This is a genomic window from Pseudomonas sp. SIMBA_041 (assembly GCF_046535095.1).
GTDB classification, from domain to species: domain Bacteria; phylum Pseudomonadota; class Gammaproteobacteria; order Pseudomonadales; family Pseudomonadaceae; genus Aquipseudomonas; species Aquipseudomonas mucoides.
On record NZ_JAWRXJ010000011.1, the window covers coordinates 25,568 to 44,183 of the forward strand.

Here is an 18,616-nt window from a genome sequence, read left to right on the forward strand (position 1 = left end):
ATTCATCGTTTGATCGATGCTTTCACACGCCCCATCCCTCCCTCACAGCCTTCCTGATCCCCTCCAGCAACATCGCAAACGCCGGGTTGTCATTGTTCTCGCGCCAGATCAGATGCAGCTCACTCTGCACGCCTTCCCCCAGATCGATATCCCGGAACACCACGTTCTTGAACACCACGCTGGTGGCGCAACGCGGGACCAGGGCCAGGCCCATTCCGGCGTTGACCAGCGCCAGAATCGTCAGTGACGAACCGAGCCATTGCACGTATTCCGGGGCCACGCGGGCGGAGCGCAGCATCCCGGTCAGCAGTTCGTTGAAGGGCGGGTAGGCGGCGTGGGAGTACATCAGGAACGGTTGCGCGTCGAGGTCCTGGACGGACACGGTGTCGGCAGTCGCCAGCGGGTGGCGACTGGGGACGGCGAGCACGAACGGCTCACGCACCAGGCACTCGGTGGCGTAGCCCGGTTCCAGCAAGGGCGCGCGGACGATGCCCAGATCGATCCGCCGAGCGCGAAGGGCTTCGTGCTGTTGGTAGGTGTTCATTTCCGACAGGTCGATTTTGACGTGGGGCTGTTTGAGCCGTGCTTCGGCGATGACCTTGGGCAGGAATTCGTACACCGCGCTCCCGACGAAGCTGATGTTGACCGAGCCGATGTCGCCTTCGGCAAAACGCCGGGCGGTGACGGCGGCTTGCTGGGCGCGCTCCAGCAGGTTCTGCGCTTCGATGAAGAAGGCACGACCGGCGGCGGTGAGGGCGACGCTGCGGGTGGTGCGGGTGAACAGCTCGACACCCAGATGGTGCTCCAACAACTGGATCTGTCGACTGAGCGGCGGTTGCGTCATGTTCAGGCGTTCGGCGGCGCGCCGAAAGTTGAGTTCGGTGGCCACTGTGGTGAAGCAGCGCAGTTGAGTCAGTTCGAACATTGATCTAATCCAGGTATCAATCGAATGCCAAGTTAGATTAGACGGGATCAATTGCCGCGTCCATGATCGGCTCGTCCCTAAAAAAACAATGATCGGGAGTTGCCTCTTGAATACCCTCCAGAATCCGCCAGACCCGAGTGTGCTCGCCCGCGCCGCGGCCAAGGTGAAACGCCACGTGCTGCCGCTGTTTGTGGTGATGTTCATCGTCAACTACATCGATCGGGTCAATATCGGCTTCGTGCGCAGCCACATGGAAACCGACCTGGGCATCGGCGCCGCAGCCTATGGCCTGGGCGCCGGGCTGTTCTTCATTGGTTACGCGATCTTCGAAGTGCCCTCCAACCTGTTGCTGCAACGCTACGGTGCTCGCGCGTGGCTGACGCGCATCATGTTCACCTGGGGCGCCGCCGCCATGGCCATGGCCTTCGTGCGCGGCGAAACCAGTTTTTATGTGCTGCGTTTCATTCTCGGCGCGGCCGAAGCGGGTTTTTTCCCAGGCATCATTTACTACTTCACCCAGTGGCTGCCGTCGACGGAACGGGGCAAGGCCATGGCGATTTTTCTCAGTGGTTCGGCCATTGCGTCGGTCATCTCCGGCCCGGTGTCCGGTGCGCTGCTGAACGTCAGCGGTTTCAGCCTGCATGGCTGGCAGTGGATGTTCCTGATTGAAGGTTTTGCCTCCATCGTCCTGTGCGGTTTTGTCTGGTTCTGGCTGCAATCCCATCCGCGTGAAGCCAAGTGGCTGAGCGCCGAAGAGAAGGACGCGCTGGTGGGCGCCATCGCGCTGGAGCAGCAGGCTCGCGAAGCCGCGCAGACAATCAAGCCGTCGATGTTCAAACTGCTGGCCGACAAGCAAATCGCGCTGTTCTGTTTTATCTACTTTTCCATTGCCCTGACCATCTATGGCGCCACGTTCTGGCTGCCGAGCATGATCAAGAAAATGGGCAATCTGGGCGACTTCCAGGTCGGCCTGTTCAACTCGATTCCGTGGCTGATTTCCATCGTCGCGATGTATGGCTTCGCCGCCATGGCCAACAAATGGAAACACCAGCAAGCCTGGGTGGCGTTGACGCTGGTGATTGCGGCGTTCGGCATGTTCATGTCGACCACCGGCGGACCGATCTTCGCCTTCGTCGCCATCTGTTTTGCGGCCATTGGTTTCAAGGCGGCCTCGGCGTTGTTCTGGCCGATTCCGCAAGGCTATCTGGATGCGCGCATCGCCGCCGCGGTGATCGCCCTGATCAATTCCATCGGCAACCTGGGCGGTTTCGTGGCGCCGACGGCATTCGGTTTTCTCGAACAAAAAACCGGCTCAATCGAGGGCGGGCTCTACGGCCTGGCCGCCACCTCACTGGTCGCCGCCGTGGTGATCTTTTTCGCACGCACCGCACCCCGTGGCGACGCCTTGCGCGCGCTGACCGGTAAACCCGCCACGACCCCCTTGCCGCAATCCACTGTCAGTCACACCGCTTTGAAACCAGATCCAAAGGGAGCAGCCTCTTGAAAATCACACGAGTCACCGTCACCCCCATCGCTTTCCGTGATCCGCCGCTGCTCAATGCCAGCGGTATCCACGAACCGTTCGCGCTGCGCTCGATCATCGAGATCGAGAGCGACAATGGCTACATCGGCTTGGGGGAGAGTTACGGCGACGCGCCGGCGCTGGCGATCCAGCAGCAATTGCAAGACAAGCTGATCGGCCTCGACCCGTTCAACCTCAATCAGCTGCGCGCCATCGTGCAGGCCACCGTGGCGGCGAACAAACCCGCGAGCATCGCCGGCGCCGAACTGGCGCCCGGCTCTCACGCCAGCAAAGCGGTGAGCAATGCCTACTCGGCGTTCGAAGTGGCGTTCCTGGATTTGCAGGCGCACTCGCTGAACGTGCCATTGGTGGACTTGCTGGGCGGTGCGATCCGCGACGAGATTCCGTTCAGCGCCTACCTGTTTTTCAAGTACGCCCAGCACATCGATTCCCCCTACAAGCCCGACAGCTGGGGTGAAGCGCTGAACGAAGAGCAGATCGTCGCCCAGGCTCGGCGCATGATCGAGACCTATGGTTTCAAGAGCATCAAGCTCAAGGCCGGCGCGCTGGAACCGGAGCATGAAGTGGCGTGCATCAAGGCGCTGAAAAAGGCCTTTCCGGGTTACCCGCTACGGATCGATCCGAACGCTAACTGGTCCCTGGAAACGTCGATTCGCATGGCCGAACTGCTGGGCGACGACCTGCAATATTACGAAGACCCGACGCCAGGCCTGGAGGGGATGTCCGAACTGCACAAACGCACCGGCCTGCCGCTGGCGACCAACATGGTGGTGACTGATTTCGATGAGTTCCGCCGCAGTGTGGCCTTGAACAGCGTGCAGATCGTCCTCGCCGATCATCACTATTGGGGCGGCCTGCGCGACACCCAGGCGCTGGCGAAAATGTGCCAGACCTTTGGCCTGGGCGTGTCCATGCACTCCAACTCGCACTTGGGCATCAGCCTGATGGCGATGGCCCATGTCGCCGCGTCGGTGCCGAATCTCGATTACGCCTGCGACACGCATTACCCGTGGCAGGAGCCGGACGAAGAGGTGATCAAGGGCGGCAAGCTGCCGATCGTCGATGGCTGCGTGAAAATTACTCGTGCGCCGGGGTTGGGCCTGGAGCTGGATCACGATCAACTTGGCAAGCTGCATGACCAATACCTGACGTGCGGCATTCGCCAGCGCGATGATGTGAAACAGATGCAGCGTTACAAGCCCGAGTGGAAAACCGTCAAGCCGCGTTTTTGAGACGCTAACGCAATTTTGTAGCAGCTGGCGAAGCCTGCTGCTACAGGGTTCGTGTAGCTTCAGGCGCGTTTATTCAACGCCGCCTCTGCCGCCGCAATCTGCGCCTGGCGCTGGGCAATCACATCGCCCACCGGCGGCCCTTGGAAGCGTCGGGCTTCAAAGCCGAACCAGACAATCGCCGTCAGCACCAGGAAGCCGATGGTGATGTACAGCGCCCAATCGTTCGGTGGCTGAATGCCGATGATGAAAATGATCACCATCGACAGCACCGAGAGCAGGGCGAATACGGTGTACCAGAAGCGTCCCATGTTCCACGGCCCCATGGTCGGCCACTTCGAGGTCCCGTAGGTAAACAGGCCCAGCACGATGGGAATGATGAAAGAGAAGAACAGGAAGATCACCGTGCAGGACACCACGATCGTATACACCGGCGTGGCCCCGACCGAGATCACCGATGAGCCCCAGTCGAACAGCACGGCGAGGGTGGCACCCGTCCAGATCGCCGCCACCGGACTGCGAAAGGTTGGCGAGACCGACGCCAGTGCTCTGGAGAAGGGCAGGCCGCCGTCACGGGAGAAGGCGAAGATCATCCGGGACACCGAGGTCACGGTCGCCAAGCCGCAGAGGATCTGCGAGATGAAAATCGCCACATACAGCACCACTTTCAGCGTCGGGCTGACCTGGGTGTTCATCGCCCAGAAAAACACGTTCCAGCCTTGCTTGGCCGCCTCGTCCATGTTCGGCAACATCAGCACGAACGAGCACAACATCACCCAGCCGAACAGCAACGACCAGACCACCGACATGACCATGCCGCGCGGCACGGAAATGGCTGCGTTGCGCGTCTCTTCGGAGGTGTGTGCCGAGGCGTCATAACCGGTGATGGTGTAGATCGGCAGCAGCAGGCCGAGCATGAACACCCAGCCGTTCGACACCGATGGCCAGACCGCGCCGCCGGCATCGCCGGAGTAGTTGCTGAAGGTCCACAGCCGTGCGAATTCATAGCTCGGTGCCGAGATCAGGCAGACGATGGTCAGCGCCAAAGCCGTGGCGAAAATCAGGTAGCCGGAGAAGTCGGTGAGCCTGGCGGTCAGGCCGATCCCCAGGTGGTTGCACAAGGCCTGAAGACCGGTCAGCACGGCGAGGAAAATCACCCGCACCGTGGTCGTGTCTTCCATGCCCAATGCCGGGCCGAACGCACCGAAAAAGAAGTAATAGGTGCCGACGTTGATCGCCCCCAGTACGGTGACCAATCCCAGGAGGTTGAACCACGCGGTCAGCCATCCGGTGAAGCGGTTGCCCAGAATCGAACCCCAGTGATACAGCCCGCCAGCGGTGGGGTACGCCGAGGAAATCTGCGCCATGGCCATGGCGAACACCCCGGAGATCAGGCAGCCGATGGGCCAGCCGATGCCGATGGACGCGCCGCCCGCGCCGGAGGTGCCCTGGGCGAGGGAGTTGATGCCCCCGGAGAGGATGCAGATGATCGAGAAGGAAATCGCGAAGTTGGAGAAAACGCCCATGCGTCGTGAGAGCTGCTGGGCGTAGCCCATGCTGTGCAGCGCCTTGACGTCCTCGTCATGCGAGGCGTCGGAGCCGGGCTGGCTTGCTGGATTCATGTTGTGTGCCCCTTCAGGTTTTGATACGCGCCCCTCCGGAATGCCGGACGAGCTGGCTTTCAACCCCTTGTCGTACTGCTCCTGTCTCCAACCGATACAACCTGCCGTGCGCTGCCTTCATGTGTCGAGCACCGACAGTCAACGGCTCTACAGGCGGCCGTGAAACGCCGCGTCGAAAATCTCTGCCGCACCGGCCTTGGTCAAGGGCAGCGGGTTGCCGCCGGCAGAAGGGTCGACCACGGCCATGTCCGCGATCAGATCAGCCTGTCGATCGTCCACGCCCAACTCGAACAGCGTGTGTGGCACGCCGATGTCTTTGCGCAGCTTGAGGATGAAGGCCAGGAAGCTGTCGAAGCCGGGGGAAGGCAAACGCAAATACGCGGCCAGGCGGGTGATGCGCTCTTCGATGGCCGGGCGATTGAATTTCAGGACATAGGGCATGAAGGTCGCATTGGTCATGCCGTGATGGGTGTCGTACAGCGCGCCCACCGGATGTGAAAGCGCGTGCATTCCGCCCAGGCCTTTCTGGAACGCGGTGGCGCCCATCGCCGCCGCCGCGAGCATGTTCGCGCGCGCTTCCAGGTCGCCCGGCGTGTGCACGGCGCGCACCAATGCGTTGGCCACCAGGCGCATGCCTTCCACGGCGATGCCGTCGGCCAACGGGTGAAAACCGGGGGCGCAGTAGGCTTCCAGGCAGTGCGCCAGGGCGTCCATGCCGGTGCCGGCGGTGATTTTCGCCGGCATGCCGACGGTCAGTGCCGGGTCGCTGATGACCACGCGCGGCATCATTTTCGGGTGGAAGATGATGCGCTTGGTGTGGGTCGCCTCGTCGATGATCACCGCTGCACGCCCGACTTCCGAGCCCGTGCCTGCCGTGGTCGGCACCGCAATGACCGGGGCGATGCGGCTTTCGTCGGCGCGGGTCCAGTAGTCGCCGATGTCTTCGAAATCCCAGACCGGCCGCGTCTGTCCGCTCATGAAGGCGATGAGCTTGCCCATGTCCAGGCCGCTGCCGCCCCCGAAGGCGATCACGCCATCGTGGTTGCCGGCACGCCAGGCATCCAGGCCTCCGGCAAGGTTGGCTTCGACCGGGTTGGGCTTGAGGTCGCTAAACATCGCCGCACCGAGGCCCGCTGAGCGCAAGGCGTCGAGGGTGGCGAGGGTCATCGGCGCACGCGCCAGGCCACTGTCGGTGACCAGCAACGGGCGCTGAATGCCCTGGGCGCGGCAGGTGTCGGCGAGTTCGGCGATGCGGCCGACACCGAAGCGGATGCTCGTGGGGTAATTCCAGTTCGCGGTCAGGCTCATGGCTCAGATCTCGTGGCGCAAATGGAAGGATTTGGCGCGGGTCAGGTGTTCATAACCGATGCGCGACAGGGTGACGCCGCGTCCGCTGTTTTTTACCCCGGTCCAGGCCAGGGCCGGGTCCAGGTAATCGCAGCGGTTCATGAACACGGTGCCGGTGTCGATTTCATTGCCCAGGCGTTCGGCGGCGGCCAGGTCCTGAGTCCAGATCGAGGCACTGAGCCCGAATTCACTGTCATTCATCAGGGCGATGGCTTCGTCGTCACCGTCCACCGGCATGATGCCGACCACCGGACCGAAGCTTTCCTCGCGCATGACCGACATTTGATGAGTGACATCGACCAATACTTGCGGCGCGAGGTAGGCGCTGCCCGGTTCGTCAGCGGCAAATGCCGTGGGTTCAATCAGTGCCATGGCGCCTTGGGCCAGCGCTTCGGCGATCTGGCCGCGCACGAAATCAGCGGCGGCCGGGGTGACCAAGGGGCCGAGTGTGGTGGCTTCATCCAGCGGGTTGCCCAGCACGTATTGGCGAGTCAGGGCGGCGAAACGTTCGATGAAGTCCGGGTAGATTGTCTTGTCGACGTAAATGCGTTCGATGGCACAGCAGCTTTGCCCGGAATTGAAGAAACTGCCGTCCACCAGGTTTTCTACCGCGTGTTCAAGATTGGCATCGGCGCGCACATAGGCCGGGTCTTTGCCACCGAGCTCCAGGCCGACGCCAAGGAAGCGCCCGGTTGCGGCGGTTTCCATGGCCTCGCCAGCGCCGACGGAACCGGTGAAATTCACTTGCTGCACGCGTCCGGAGCCAATGATGTCGGCGGTCTGGCGGTGATCGAGCAGCAGGTTGTGAAACAGACCGGGCGGCAAGTTGGCGTTGGCCATGGCCTCGGCGAACCGTTCTCCCACCAGCAGCGTTTGCGACGCGTGTTTGAGGATGACGCTGTTGCCGGCCATCAGCGCCGGAATGATCGTATTCACGGCGGTCAGGTACGGGTAATTCCATGGCGCAATGACCAGCACGGTCCCCAACGGATCACGTTGAATGTACCGACGAAATCCGCTGACGGGCGTGGGTTCAATCGTCGCCAGGGCTTCAGGTGCAATGGCGATCATGTGCCGGGCACGCTCTTCGAAACCGCGCAGTTCACCCGCGCCAAAGCGTACCGGGCGCCCCATTTGCCAGGCCAGTTCCCGCACGATGTCAGTTTTCATCGCCAGCATCGCGTCCACCACCGCACTGCAAAAAACCGCGCGCTCGCTCAGTGGCCGGCGTTTCCACTGTGCCTGGGCGGTGGAGGCGGCGGTCAGTGCCTGTTCGATCTGCATGGCGTCGGCGTAGCGGCGCTCGGCATACACCCGGCCATCGACCGGGGAAATGAGTTGGATGGTTGCCGTCATGCTGACCTCAATAGCGCTCGAAGCCGCGCTGCAGTTCCCAGTCGGTGATCCGCCGGTCGTACTCTTTCTGTTCCCATTCGGCGGTGTGCACGTAGTGGTCGATCACCTCGTTGCCGAACGCTTCGCGCAACATGCTCGAGCTCTGGAGTGCGGCGCTGGCTTCGCGCAAGGTCTTGGAGACTTCGGGCAAATGGTCATCGACGTAAGCGTCGCCTTCAAACGGCGGGGCGAGGGTGAGCTTCTCGTCGACCCCGGCCAGGCCCGCCGCGATCAGGGCTGCGAAGGCCAGATACGGGTTGAGGTCGGCGCCGCCGATGCGGCATTCGATGCGGATGGATTTGCTGCTTTCGGCACACAGCCGAAAACCGGCGGTGCGATTGTCGCGGCTCCAGACCGCCCGCGTCGGTGCAAACGTGCCGGCCTGGAAACGCTTGTACGAGTTGATGTAGGGCGCGAGAAAACAGGTGATGTCGTTGGCGTACTTGAGCTGACCGGCGACCCAGGAGCGCATCAGGTTCGACATGCCGAATTCGGCTTTGGCATCGAAGAACAGCGGCTTCTTGCCGTTCTTGTCCCACAGCGAATTGTGGATGTGGCTGCTGGACCCGGCGGCGTCATAACGCCACTTGGCCATGAACGTGATCGCCTTGCCTTGCAGTTGCGCAATCTCCTTGCAGGCATGCTTGATGATGACGTGGTGGTCGGCCATGGTCAGGGCATCGGCGTAGCGGATGTTGATTTCTTCCTGGCCGGGGCCCCATTCACCCTTGGAATTTTCCACGGGAATGCCGCTGGCCTGCAGGTGCTTGCGAATCGCCCGCAGCACCGGCTCTTCGCGGGTGGTCTGCAGGATGTTGTAATCCTCGATGTAATGGCCGGCGGTTTTTGGCTTGTGGTAGTTGCGCTTGTGGATCGCCTCGTAGCTCTCGTCGAACAGATAGAACTCCAGTTCCGAGGCGAACATGCCGGTATAGCCACGCTCGCGCAGGCGTTCGATCTGCTTCTTCAGGATCGCCCGCGGGCTGTGCGGCAAGTCGCGGCGATGGTGGTGATCGAGCACATCACAGAGCACCAGCGCCGTGCATTCCAGCCAGGGCACCCGGCGCAGGGTGGACATGTCAGGCTTGAGCACAAAGTCGCCATAGCCTTTGCTCCAACTGGCAGCGGCATAGCCCGGCACGGGCTCCATGTCGATGTCGTCGGCCAACAGGTAATTGCAGCAGTGGGTTTCTTCATGGCCGCTGTCGATGAAAAACTCGACCTGGAATCGTTTGCCGACCAGACGTCCCTGCATGTCGACCATGCAGACCAGGACGGTATCAATTTCGCCGGCAACGGCGGCACGCTTCAGTTCATCAAAGCTGAGAAGGGGCTCGGTCATCACGTCAGTCCTGCGTGAACAGTGTGGGCCTGTCTGAAATAGCTGTTGCAGACGCTCTTCAGAAACACCCAAACCCTGCCGGAGCGAGCATCGTGCGCAATAAGCTGATCCTTAGCTTAGCCTACTGTTGATTTGTGCAAGTTTTGATGGAGTTGGCGATACGCAGCCACCAATTGATCCAGCGAGAACGCCAGATTCCGCCCACTCGGATTGGGCAAAATCCAGACCTTGGCGTTGCCGAAGGTCTTGGGTTGAAGGCCCCAGGCAATGTCTCGCTGGCCGGTTAACGCGCTGTAGGCGGCCTTGCCGAGAAACGCGACGACACGGGGCGCATGGCGCAGGATCTTCTGTTCGAAGTCGGCAGCGGCGGCGATGAATTCGTGCAATGACAGCTGATCGGCGCGCGCAGTGGGCCGGTCGACCACGGCGGTCAATCCGCAGCGGTACTGCAAGAGGGTCCGGTCGTTTTCCGGGCGCACCTCCTCGGGGGTAAACCCGGCAAGGTGCAGCGTGCGCCAGAAACGATTGCTCCGGCCCGCAAAGTGATGCCCTTGGGCGGCGGCCGTCATGCCCGGATTGATCCCGCAGAAAATCACGTCGAGCTGATCGGCCAAAATGTCTTCAAGTCCTTCACCCGCCATAAAGCCTCTCAACCGCAGATCACGTTGACCGCGTTGCGTGCCAGTTCGGTCAGTTCCGCGCGGGATTTTCCTGCACGCGCCCGGATGGAAATGCTGTGCAGCAGGGAGGAGGCGAGCACGGCGAGGGCGGCCGGGTTGACGTTGTCTTTGAGTTCGCCGGCAGTCACGGCCGTTCGCAGACGCGCTTCGAGATCGGCGTCGAGTCGGCTCAGACGGTCCGACAGCACCTCACGGATTTCAACATCCTCGACGGCTTCGGTGGTGGCCGTGCCAATCGCGAAGCAGCCGCGGGGTTGGCCGTCTCCCGAGAAGTAGATCGATAGTTGCCCCTCATAGAAACGCATCAACGCCTCGCTCAAGGTCAGTTGGCTGTCCGTCAGCGCCGCGTGCATGTCGGCGGCGGCAAATTCCCAGTACTGCTCAAGCGCCTTGATGTACAGCGCGTGTTTGTCACCGAAAGCGGCATACAGGCTCGGGCGGTTCATGCCCGCTGCGGTGGCGATGCTGTCCAGCGACGCGGCGGAATAACCAGTACTCCAAAACACACCAAGCGCTTGCTGCAGTGCGGTCTGTGGGTCGTAGGCGCGTGGGCGTCCACGTCCTTTTGCTTCGGTAATCTTTTTTTGTGCCATGGCGTACAAAATCCTTGTGTGAAGGTAAGTCGAGGCATATTCTTACACCATCGCACAAAATTAAGGAACCAGAAGTTCCTCAATTTCAGGTTTGTTGAAGCAGCGCTCGAACGGGGTATAGCGGCGACGAAACAGGGTGCGGCGGAGTGATCCTTCTGACTGCGCACGGTATGGCTGTTTTTTATGGGTATTAGCCCCTGACTTCCCGGTTAAAGGTGTTTTCGATCATGACTAAACAGTTCGATATCCCGGCTTCACAAACCTTTGAGCACCCAGGGCCAAACCCGACAGCGCCCAACAAAAAAACGCTTAAAGAAACCGTACGGCCCCTGTTGATGGTGGGTGTCCCGGCGCTCTTCGCCGCGATCGGATACGCCCACTATGTTGCTGGCGAGCCTTACATCTCGACCGATAACGCCTACGCCCGAGTGGCCAAGGCCTCGATCAATGCCCGCACCTCGGGGCAGGTCATCGAGATCGCAGTCGAAGACAACCAGCCCGTTCGCAAGGGCCAGGTGTTGTTCCGCATCGACCCCAAACCCTTGCAGATCGCCGTTGACCGCGCACAAGCCCAGTTGAGCGTCGCGCGGTTGCGCATCGATGGGCTCAAGGCCAGTTACCGCCAGCAACAGGCTGAACTGCAATCGGCCAAAGAGTCGGCCGACTTCGACCAAAAGGAATTTGGCCGCAAGAAGGCACTGGTCGCGTCCGAGTTCGTGTCGAAGTCGATTTATGAGCGCGCCGACACCGACGTGAAAGTGTCACGCCAACGTATTGCCTCCATCGAACAACAGATCGCCAGCACCGTGGTCGCGTTGAATGGCAATCCGAACATCGAGGCCGACAGCCACCCGGCCGTCCGCGAGGCCAAGGCGCAACTGGATGAAGCCCAGCTCTACCTCTCGTACGCCACGGTGTATGCGCCGGACGACGGCATCGTCGCCAAGGTCGATGATTTGCAGGTGGGTAATTTCGTCAACAACGGCGCGCCAGCCTTTGCGCTGTTGTCCGATCGCGAGGTGTGGGTGGAAGCCAACTTCCGCGAAACGGAGGTGACGCATATGCGTCCGGGTCAGGCGGCGACCATTCATCTCGACACCTACCCGGATCACGAATTCAAGGCCCACGTGATCAGCATGAGCCCCGGTGCCGGTTCGGACTTCGCCTTGCTGCCGCCGGAAAATGCCACCGGCAATTGGGTCAAGGTGGTGCAGCGGGTGCCGGTGCGACTCGAACTCGACGAGCTCGACCCGCAGATGCCGCTCTATTCGGGGATCAGTGCCACGGTCAAGGTCGATACCGGGCACCGCACGCCATGGTGGCAACCGCTCAAGGCGCTGTTGACCGCAGGAGCTTCCTGATGAACACCACTCCCGCGGGTTCATTGAGGTTGGCCGCATTGCTCGCGACGTATATGCAATCGGCGAACCTGCCTCTGCCCAATGCCGTGCTCAGACATATTCAAGGCAGTATGTCGATGACCGACGACCAGGCGGGGTGGATTTTCACCTCGTACCTTGCAGCGAGCGCGATCACCATGCCGGTCGCGCAATGGCTGGCCGGGCGTTATGGCTTGAAACGGGTGTACCAAACCGCGCTGGCCGTGTTCGTCCTGGGCTTGTTGCTCGCCACCCTGGCTTCGACGCCGCTGGAGTTTATCGGCGCGCGGATTTTCCAGGGCCTGGCGAGTGGCGTGCTGGCGCCGTTGTCGATGGCGATTGCCCTGGAAACATTGCCACTGGAGAAACGCGCGAAGTTCGGCGCGACGTGGACCGCCATCGTGCTGTTGGGCATCGTCAGCGGCCCGAGCATCGGCGGCTGGGTCGCCGAACATTTTGGCTGGCGCCCGATCTTCTACATCAGCCTGCCGCTGTCGGCGTACATCTTCCTGGTGATCGCATTGTTGCTCGCCGAGAAGAAGGCCGAGAAACGCCCAACGTTCGATTTCTTCGGTTTCGGCACCTTCACGCTGGGGCTGATCAGCCTGCAAATGTTGCTCGATCGTGGGGAACGCCTGGACTGGTTTGCCTCGACCGAAATCTGGCTGGAAGCGATCGGCTGTGCACTCGGGCTCTACCTGTTCCTCGTGCATGTGTTGACCGCGAAGGTGCATTTTCTCAACAAGCGTTTGTTCAACGACCGCAACTTCGTGTTGTCGACGGTGATCTTTTTTGCGGTGGGTTTCGTGCTGCTGTCGACCATGGCGCTGACGTCGCCGATGCTCGATGAAATCCTCGGCTACCCGCCGGACACCACCGGTTCGCTGACCATCCCGCGGGGCATGGGCCTGGTTGGTGCATTTCTGTTGATGGGGCGTGTTCCGGAGCGTTTCGACCGTCGACTGTTCGTGGCGGCGGGCGTGGCCATCGTGGTGTATGCCAACTGGCTGATGCTCGGTTATTCGCCGCTGATGGACGGGTGGCCGGTGGCGCTGGCCGGGGCGATTCAGGGCATCGGCATCGGCCTGTTGATGCCCTCGCTGACCAAGGTTGCGTTCAGCACGCTCGACCCGACGCTGCGCCCGGAAGGCACCGGTCTGTTCAATCTGTCGCGTGTGTACGGCAGCACCCTCGGTGTGGCAATCGTGCAGTTGTATTTCTACAACAACACCCACGCGATGCACATGGCGCTGGCCAGCAACCTGACGCCGTATGGCGCGGCGGCGCATTCGGCGGCGACGTCCCTGCAAGCCATGGCGGGGCTCAACGAAATGATCACCGGCCAGGCGGCGTTTATCGGCGTGGTCGGCCAATTCAAGATTTTGATGTTCGCGATGCTGGTGGTGAGCCCACTGGTGATCTTTCTTCGCAAGCCTGTTGCGACCAACTAGTTTTCGTGGAGTTTGCCTCATGAAATCCAATGCGCGTTTCATCAACAGACAACTGATCAACACCACGTTCGGCGCGGTCGCGGTGCTGGTGTTCCTGACCGCTTGCACGGTCGGCCCCGATTATCAAATGCCTGCGCCGAGTCCGTCGCAACACTACGATCAACAGGCCGAGCAGCGTCTTGGCCTGTTGATCGATTTGGGCAAGAAGGTCAACGGCGACTGGTGGACAGCGTTTCGTTCGCCCAAGCTCGACGGCGTTGTGCGCCGGGCCATCGAAGGCAATCTGGAACTCGTCGCGGCCGATGCCACCATTCGCCAGGCGGCATCTTCCGTCGCGGCGGCGCAAGGGGTGCTGTATCCGCAGGTCGATTTTGCTGCCCAGGCCGGTCGCCAGCGTACGCACAACGGACCGCAGCCCGTGGTTTCCAACTTTTATGCCATCGGGCCTCGGGTCGGTTTCGACCTGGATGTGTTCGGCGGCAACAAGCGCCAGGTTGAACAACAGCAAGCATTGACGGCGTTTCAGCAACATCGCTACGAAGCGGCGTACCTGACCTTGACGGGCAATGTCGCCAGCCAGGCGTTGTTGATGGCCTCGGCGAATGCGCAGATCCAGGCCGTGGAAAAACTGCTGGCCAATGACAGCAAAAACCTTGAATTGGTGCGCATGGCCCATGCCAACGGCAGCGCCACGCAGATCGATGTGTCGCTGGCCGAAACCCGGTTCGCCCAGGACCGCACGCTATTGCCGCCTCTGGCTCAGCAACGTGATTCGGCCCGGCATGCGCTGTCGATTCTGACCGGCAAAGGCCCGGCCGACTGGATCGCGCCGGACTTCGACCTGAGTGAATTTGCCTTGCCGGCCAACGTGCCTGTCAGTCTGCCCTCGGAAATGGCCCACACCCGGCCGGACGTTTTGCAAGCCGAAGCGCAACTGCACATGGCCAGCGCCGCCGTCGGTGTCGCGACTGCCAACCTCTATCCCCATGTGGAGCTGTCCGCGTTTCTCGCACAGTCGGCGTCCGGTAATGGTGGCGCCGCGCTCTGGGGCTTCGCCGCCGGGGTGGCGGGGCCGATCTTCAATGGTGGAACCCTCAAGGCTGAACGCCAGGCGGCGGTCGATGGTTACAACGCATCGCTCGCTGACTACCAGCAGACCGTCATCCAATCGTTCGGTCAGGTCGCCGACACGCTGCAAGCCATCAACCATCACGCCGAAGAAAACCTCGCCCAGGAAGATGCATTGCGCGCCGCCGACAGCAGTTTTCGCTTGAACCAGCAAGCGTACGCCCAAGGCGAGAACAGCATTCTTCAGGTGCTGGAGGCCGAGCGCGCCTATGAGCAAGCGTTGTTGGGACAGATCAGGGTGAAGACCGCGCAGTACCTCGACACCGTCCAGCTGTTTGTCGCCCTGGGTGGCAATTCGGTTGGCGTGTTTGAGCAGCGAGTCGCCAGTCGCGAAGCATCCAAACGTTCATATCAGTAAAGGCTGCGGCCTCAGAGAGTGGAGTAACGACATGACCTACGAAGCCTTTCACGACGAACTTCGCGAGACAAAATTTGCACTGAGCCACGGCTCGGCCGAGATGCCAGCCGTGGGCTTTGGCACCTTGTTCCGCGACCTCAGCGTCACCACCCAAGCGGTCACCCACGCGCTGGAAACCGGTTTCCGTCATTTCGACTGCGCCGAGCGTTATCGCAATGAAGAAGCAGTGGGCGTGGCGTTCAAGGCCTTCATCGACTCGGGCAAGGCCCGGCGCGAAGACCTGTTCATTACCACCAAACTGTGGAACACCAACCATCGTCCCGAGCGCGTGTTGCCGGCGTTCGAGGCCAGTTGCCGGCGTCTTCAAGTGGATTACGTTGACTGCTACCTGATCCACACGCCGTTCGCCTTTCAACCCGGTGATGACCAGGAACCCCGAGACCCGTTCGGCCACATGATCTATGACTCGGGCGTGACCTTGATCGAGACGTGGCGGGCGTTGGAACAGCTCGTGGATGAAGGGCGCTGCAAGTCCATCGGCTTGTCGGACATCACCCTTGAGGCGTTGAAGGCGATTGTCGAAGTCGCGCGGATAAAACCTGCCGTGGTGCAGGTGGAATCCCACCCGTATCTGCCGGAATGGGAGCTGCTGGAGTTCTGCAAACTGCACGGCATCATCGTCCTCGCGTTTGCGCCGCTCGGTCATGGCATGCAGCCTGCGGTGCTGGAAGATCCGGTGCTGACCGGCATCGCCAAACACCTGCGCAGAACCCCGGCTCAAGTCGCCTTGGCCTGGTCGGTGCAGCGCGGTGTGGCGTTTCTGACCACGTCTGCGACACTGAGCCATATTCAGGAAAACTTTGACATTACCACGCTGCCGCACCGGGCCATGCTTGAGATCAAGGAGGACATCACGACGCGGGTGCGCTTCAACTCGGTGGTGGAAACCGGTATTCCGGGCTTTATCCCGGGCAAAAGGTAACCCATGCTAGCGCGGCGGCCTGATCTCGGGCCGCCGCTTTTTTTTGACTGGTCAATTGTGCGCCGAGGCAAAACCGATGGATGTTTTCCAAACCATGCGTTGTTTCATCGCCGTGGCCCAGAGCGGCAGCTTCACGGCCGCAGCGGCGATGCTGGACACCTCGACCACTAACGTGTCCAAAGCGGTTTCCAGCCTGGAGGCGCGGCTGCAAACACGCCTGATCAATCGCACGACCCGGCGTCTGGCCCTGACCGAGGCGGGCCTGCGCTATTTGCAACGCTGCGAGAAGATTATCGAGGAGATGCGCGAAGCCGATGAAGAAGCGGGGACGGCGCAAACCAGGCCCGTGGGTCGGCTGAAAATTCATGCGATGTCCGCCGTGGGCAATCACTACGTGATCAACGCCATCGCTCGCTACAGAGAGACGCACCCTTCGGTGATGTTTGATTTGACCCTGACCAATCGGCTGCCGGACTTGCTGGAAGAAGGCTATGACATGTCGATTGTGTTGGCGCGGGACTTACCCGATTCAGGCTTTGTCGCGCAGCGGCTGGGCATTACCTACAGCATTCTTTGCGCTTCGCCCGCGTACTTGAAGAAACGCGGAATTCCCCACGCACCGGTTGCACTGGGCGCACATGATTGCCTGCGGATTGTGAATACTGTGATGCCGGCGGAGAACTGGGTATTCGAAGGGCCCGAAGGCGTGGAGACGGTGAGCACACCGATGTCGCCGTTTCACGTCAACACCGCCGACGCGATGACAGTGGCGATCAGCAACGGAATGGGCATCGGCATTCAACCGATTGCGTCTGCCGTGGAAGGTTTGAAAGCGGGGACCTTGGTGCGGGTGTTGCCTGAGTATCGTTTCGAAGAACTGAATGTGTTCGCCATCTATCCGTCACGCAAATTCGTCGATGCGAAAATCAAGACCTGGGTGGATTTTCTCAAGGATTACATTCCGGTCCTGTTGGCCTCCGATGAGAAAATCGTCGGTTCAAGCAAAAACAGGTAAACGCCGGTGCCGCCGGTATGGAGTGTCGACCCTCCATCGTCTGCACGGTATTCAACCGTTGGAACAGCCAGTGCCCATGACTTGGTATTGCAGGACGTGCTGTTGACCGCGGGAGTCTTCGTAGGTCATTTGCGCCGGTACCGGGCCACACTCATCGCCGACGTCTGACACGCTGATGACGCGTTTGATGTCGAGGTGGGTGTCGTAGGTGTAAGTTTCAACCGGGCTGTTGGCCGTTGCGGTCTTTGCAGAACTATCGTCAGCGAAGGCGGGGGCGCCGAGACTGGCCAGTGTCAGCAGAAGCGCGAATTTCGAAAGTTTCATGGCGTTCACCGTATCGTTTGAGGAGGGTTGGTTTTCTACCTTGTGAGCGGTTGGTAAATGCTCACCGGGCAGGAACGATGCTAGGGGTTTGCCCCGGCCTCAAACAGCGGTCGGAAGGACAAACACTGTTGCCGTTTTGCGCATGAATGCAGGGCTTGTGGACGCCATCGCTGGCCTTGTGGCATGGTCGAAAAAAATGCCAGGCAGCCAACAGGATCAAGATGATGGAGGAGGGGAGTGAGGTCGGCGGCACACCGTCGATGGCGACGCTGAAGGCATTCAATCAGTGCGTGTTGCACCTCGGGCGACTGGCTCGGGAGCGCGGCGCCTCGCAATTCATCGAAGACGGGCTGCAAGCCTTTCGCTCATTGGTGCCGTTCGCGTCGGCGTGGTGGGGCGAGATGTCCACGTCGGATGCCCATGTGGCGCCGAAAAGCTGGATGCACGGGCGCATCGACCTGCCCGAGTCGTTTGCCGCCGAATGGCACAAGAGCGCAGGCAGCGACCGGTTCTCCCATGACACCTTGAGTCAACCCGGCGCAGTGGTGCGTGACAGTGGCTACACCGATCCCCATGTAGAGGTCGACGCGTTCGCTCGCCGTCATGACCTCTACCATGTGATCTGCATCACCTTCGAGTTGCCCGAAAGCGGTTTGATGTTTTTTGTCTGCCTGTATCGCGGCGAACACGCGCCGGGGTTCAACGACAGCGAGGCCGCGTTGTTTTCGGCCTTCTGCGATCACCTGTTGCAGCTGTGGCGCTTCCAGGTGCAGGACATGATCCGCATCGACACCGGTAACGGTGCCAGCGACTTTGGCGTAGCGCGCATGGACGGCACGCTGCTGTACGTCGGCGCCAGCCTGTGTGCGGCGATCCAGCGCGAGGTGCCGGGGTGGAGCGGTTCGATGCTGCCGGCGCAAGTGATCGCGCAACTGCCAAAAGCGCCGAGCGTCATGCGCCTGGGCCGCTGTGCGCTGACCCTCAGCCCGAATGGCGAGCACGTCATTCTGTCCCTCGAAACACAGTCACGCGGCGTGGTGCTGGCGCCACGGGAACGGACGGCGGCGATGCTGTTTGCGGCCGGTCACTCGTATAAAGAGATCGCCAAAATCCTGGGCTTGAGCCCTGCGACGGTGCGCACCTACCTGCGCAACTGCTATTTGCAGCTCGGCGTGAAAAGCAAAGTCGAGCTGGGCGCTGTCTTGTCTGCACAGGCAACCCGCCGCGAAGCCCTCTGAATCACCGCCCCCTCCTCATTTGTGGAGGTCCATCCAACGCCCGCGCACGCTAGGGTATGCCTTGC

The 18,616-nt window shown here is 61.1% G+C and carries 16 protein-coding genes; 8 read left to right on the forward strand and 8 right to left on the reverse strand.

The annotated features are described in order from the left end of the window. Positions 1-22: 22 nt before the first annotated feature. A complete protein-coding gene (locus tag SB725_RS24180) occupies positions 23-925 on the reverse strand; it encodes a LysR substrate-binding domain-containing protein (RefSeq protein ID WP_027924814.1) in 903 nt (300 codons plus the stop codon). 106 nt (positions 926-1,031) lie between these two features. Here SB725_RS24180 and SB725_RS24185 point away from each other — a divergent pair, with 106 nt between their 5' ends. Together SB725_RS24185 and SB725_RS24190 are read left to right on the forward strand one after the other, a co-directional pair. Next, the gene (locus SB725_RS24185; RefSeq protein ID WP_194940329.1) at positions 1,032-2,429 is read left to right on the forward strand and encodes an MFS transporter; all 1,398 of its coding nucleotides are present in this window, start codon (positions 1,032-1,034) and stop codon (positions 2,427-2,429) included. Beyond that, positions 2,426-3,700, forward strand: a complete 1,275-nt coding sequence (locus SB725_RS24190; RefSeq protein WP_027924812.1) for a glucarate dehydratase family protein — start codon at positions 2,426-2,428, stop codon at positions 3,698-3,700. Before SB725_RS24185 ends, SB725_RS24190 begins: the two co-directional genes overlap by 4 nt. Positions 3,701-3,759: 59 nt before the next feature. Here the strand turns inward: SB725_RS24190 and SB725_RS24195 are convergent, their stop codons facing one another. From SB725_RS24195 to SB725_RS24220, 6 genes are all read right to left on the reverse strand, one after another. Then, the gene (locus tag SB725_RS24195; protein ID WP_410922672.1) at positions 3,760-5,319 is read right to left on the reverse strand and encodes an amino acid permease; all 1,560 of its coding nucleotides are present in this window, start codon (positions 5,317-5,319) and stop codon (positions 3,760-3,762) included. A gap of 147 nt (positions 5,320-5,466) precedes the next feature. Further along, complete coding sequence (locus SB725_RS24200; RefSeq protein ID WP_027924810.1) at positions 5,467-6,627, reverse strand: iron-containing alcohol dehydrogenase; 1,161 nt, start codon at positions 6,625-6,627, stop codon at positions 5,467-5,469. 3 nt (positions 6,628-6,630) lie between these two features. Further along, the gene (locus SB725_RS24205) at positions 6,631-8,022 is read right to left on the reverse strand and encodes an aldehyde dehydrogenase family protein (RefSeq protein WP_410922673.1); all 1,392 of its coding nucleotides are present in this window, start codon (positions 8,020-8,022) and stop codon (positions 6,631-6,633) included. Positions 8,023-8,029: 7 nt separating this feature from the next. After that, entirely contained in the window at positions 8,030-9,403 is a 1,374-nt protein-coding gene (locus SB725_RS24210) for a glutamine synthetase family protein (RefSeq protein WP_410922674.1), read from the reverse strand. Between the two features lie 116 nt (positions 9,404-9,519). Next, on the reverse strand, positions 9,520-10,044 hold the full coding sequence (mug, locus tag SB725_RS24215) for a G/U mismatch-specific DNA glycosylase (RefSeq protein WP_027924807.1): 525 nt from the start codon (positions 10,042-10,044) through the stop codon (positions 9,520-9,522). A gap of 8 nt (positions 10,045-10,052) precedes the next feature. Next, on the reverse strand, positions 10,053-10,676 hold the full coding sequence (locus tag SB725_RS24220; protein WP_410922675.1) for a TetR/AcrR family transcriptional regulator: 624 nt from the start codon (positions 10,674-10,676) through the stop codon (positions 10,053-10,055). Positions 10,677-10,903: 227 nt separating this feature from the next. Here SB725_RS24220 and SB725_RS24225 point away from each other — a divergent pair, with 227 nt between their 5' ends. From SB725_RS24225 to SB725_RS24245, 5 genes are all read left to right on the forward strand, one after another. Beyond that, positions 10,904-12,037 carry an HlyD family secretion protein gene (locus tag SB725_RS24225; protein WP_059182651.1) on the forward strand — a complete coding sequence of 378 codons (1,134 nt, stop codon included), beginning with the start codon at positions 10,904-10,906 and terminating at the stop codon, positions 12,035-12,037. Further along, on the forward strand, positions 12,037-13,506 hold the full coding sequence (locus SB725_RS24230; RefSeq protein ID WP_194940325.1) for a DHA2 family efflux MFS transporter permease subunit: 1,470 nt from the start codon (positions 12,037-12,039) through the stop codon (positions 13,504-13,506). The genes SB725_RS24225 and SB725_RS24230 overlap by 1 nt, the downstream gene beginning before the upstream one ends. A gap of 19 nt (positions 13,507-13,525) precedes the next feature. Further along, entirely contained in the window at positions 13,526-14,992 is a 1,467-nt protein-coding gene (locus SB725_RS24235; RefSeq protein WP_410922676.1) for an efflux transporter outer membrane subunit, read from the forward strand. 31 nt (positions 14,993-15,023) lie between these two features. Next, positions 15,024-15,974 carry an aldo/keto reductase gene (locus SB725_RS24240; protein ID WP_410922677.1) on the forward strand — a complete coding sequence of 317 codons (951 nt, stop codon included), beginning with the start codon at positions 15,024-15,026 and terminating at the stop codon, positions 15,972-15,974. A gap of 76 nt (positions 15,975-16,050) precedes the next feature. After that, positions 16,051-16,989 carry a LysR family transcriptional regulator gene (locus SB725_RS24245; RefSeq protein WP_027924801.1) on the forward strand — a complete coding sequence of 313 codons (939 nt, stop codon included), beginning with the start codon at positions 16,051-16,053 and terminating at the stop codon, positions 16,987-16,989. Positions 16,990-17,040: 51 nt separating this feature from the next. Here the strand turns inward: SB725_RS24245 and SB725_RS24250 are convergent, their stop codons facing one another. Then, positions 17,041-17,313, reverse strand: coding sequence for a DUF2790 domain-containing protein (locus SB725_RS24250; RefSeq protein ID WP_027924800.1), 273 nt, complete (start codon positions 17,311-17,313; stop codon positions 17,041-17,043). A gap of 224 nt (positions 17,314-17,537) precedes the next feature. On the opposite strand from SB725_RS24250, the gene SB725_RS24255 reads away from it, so the two are divergent. Continuing rightward, entirely contained in the window at positions 17,538-18,551 is a 1,014-nt protein-coding gene (locus SB725_RS24255; protein WP_410922678.1) for a helix-turn-helix transcriptional regulator, read from the forward strand. The last annotated feature ends 65 nt before the right edge of the window (positions 18,552-18,616 follow it).